This window comes from Pseudomonas sp. MD195_PC81_125, from assembly GCF_014060985.1.
In the GTDB taxonomy this organism is placed as follows: domain Bacteria; phylum Pseudomonadota; class Gammaproteobacteria; order Pseudomonadales; family Pseudomonadaceae; genus Aquipseudomonas; species Aquipseudomonas parakoreensis.
This window is the reverse complement of sequence record NZ_JABULD010000629.1, coordinates 1-1,701: the sequence shown is the minus strand read 5'-3', so window position 1 is coordinate 1,701 and position 1,701 is coordinate 1. Positions and strand designations below refer to the sequence as shown.

Genomic DNA, 1,701 nt, shown 5'->3' with positions numbered 1-1,701 from the left:
TTTTAAAAAATCAAAGATCGCAGCCTGCGGCAGCTCCTACAGAGATCGGTAACATGTGCTTATAATTGTTCGCTTGCTAAACGATCGAGACCGGTATGACTGCCATTCACATCAAGTTCCCCGCCCTCACCCTCAAGGCCGGCCCTCGGGCCATGGCGCGCATCGTGCCGAAGGCCTGAACGCCGCCGACGTCGGCACCCTGCCCGGTGCGGCCGGAGGGCCGAAGGCGTTGGGGATTCAGGGGCTGGACCTGGCGTTGTTCGGCGAATGGCTGCCGAGCGCGCCGCGTGAGCGCTCGCTGATCGGTGCCTCGGTCGGTTCCTGGCGCTTCGCCAGCGCCTGCCTGCCGGACGCCGCTGAAGGCATCCGCCGCCTCGGTCAGTTGTACGCCGAGCAGAATTTCAACAAAGGCGTGACCATGGCCGAGATCAGCGCGAGCTCGCAGCGCATGCTCAATGACCTGCTCGACGGCCGCGACGCCAGCATCCTCAACAACGCCGACTACCGCCTGAACATCATGGTCGTGAAAAGCCACGGACGCCTGGCCGACGATCATCGCGGTCGCCTCGGCCTGGCGCTGGGCTCGGTGATCGCCGATAACCTGCGCGGTCGCGCACGGCTGTCGCGGCACTTCGAACGCCTGATCGTTCACGACCCGCGCCTCGCCCCACCGGTGAATGCGTTGAATGACTTTCCGTCGCGCTTCGTCGCTCTCAATGCCGGCAACCTGCGCCAGGCGCTGCTGGCGTCCGGTTCGATCCCGATGGTCATGGAAGGCGTGCGCGACCTGCCGGGTGCCGGTGCCGGCACCTTCCGCGACGGCGGTCTGCTCGACTATCACCTCGACCTGCCCTACAGCGGCGACGGCATCGTGCTCTATCCACACTTCACCGACCGGGTGATCCCGGGTTGGTTCGACAAGACCCTGCCTTGGCGCCGCGCCTCGGTCGAGCGTTTGCAGGACGTGCTGTTACTGGCGCCATCGAAGGACTATCTGGCGCGCCTGCCCTACGGCAAACTGCCGGATCGTAACGACTTCAAGCGCTTCATGGGCGATGCGCCGAGCCGGCAGAAATACTGGCACGCGGCGATGGACGAAAGCCGCCGCCTGGGCGACGAGTTTCTCGAATTGACCGCCAGCGGTCGCCTCGCCGAGCGCTTGCTGACCCTTTAGTCAGTGTTTTCCCGCATCGCCAAACACAAGCTGGTAAACTCGCCGCCTGCCCGAATCGCTGCGGCGAACGCCACCTGAACAGAGCCGAAATCACTGTGGAAATCTTCAAAGAGTTTACTTTCGAATCCGCCCACCGCCTGCCGCACGTCCCGGACGGCCACAAGTGCGGACGCCTGCACGGCCACTCGTTCAAGGTGGCGATTCACCTGAGCGGCGACCTCGATCCGCACACCGGCTGGATCCGCGATTTCTCCGAGATCAAGGTGATCTTCAAGCCGCTGTACGAACGTCTGGATCACAACTACCTGAACGACATTCCCGGCCTGGAGAACCCGACCAGCGAAGTGCTGGCCAAATTCATCTGGAATGAAATGAAGCCACTGCTGCCGGAACTCAGCGCGATCCGCATTCACGAGACCTGCACCAGCGGTTGCATCTATCGCGGTGAATGATTGAACACAAATCCCCCTGTAGGAGCTGCCGCAGGCTGCGATCTTTTGATCTTGTTTTTAAATTCAAAATCAAAA

General features: G+C 62.0%; 1 protein-coding gene and 1 pseudogene. Both read left to right on the top strand.

Translation table 11 applies throughout. The annotated features are described in order from the left end of the window. Window positions 1-95: 95 nt before the first annotated feature. Window positions 96-1,174, top strand: a pseudogene (locus HT737_RS25165) (patatin-like phospholipase family protein). Between the two features lie 95 nt (window positions 1,175-1,269). Beyond that, complete coding sequence (queD, locus tag HT737_RS25160; protein ID WP_182404216.1) at window positions 1,270-1,626, top strand: 6-carboxytetrahydropterin synthase QueD; 357 nt, start codon at window positions 1,270-1,272, stop codon at window positions 1,624-1,626. Window positions 1,627-1,701 lie beyond the last annotated feature (75 nt).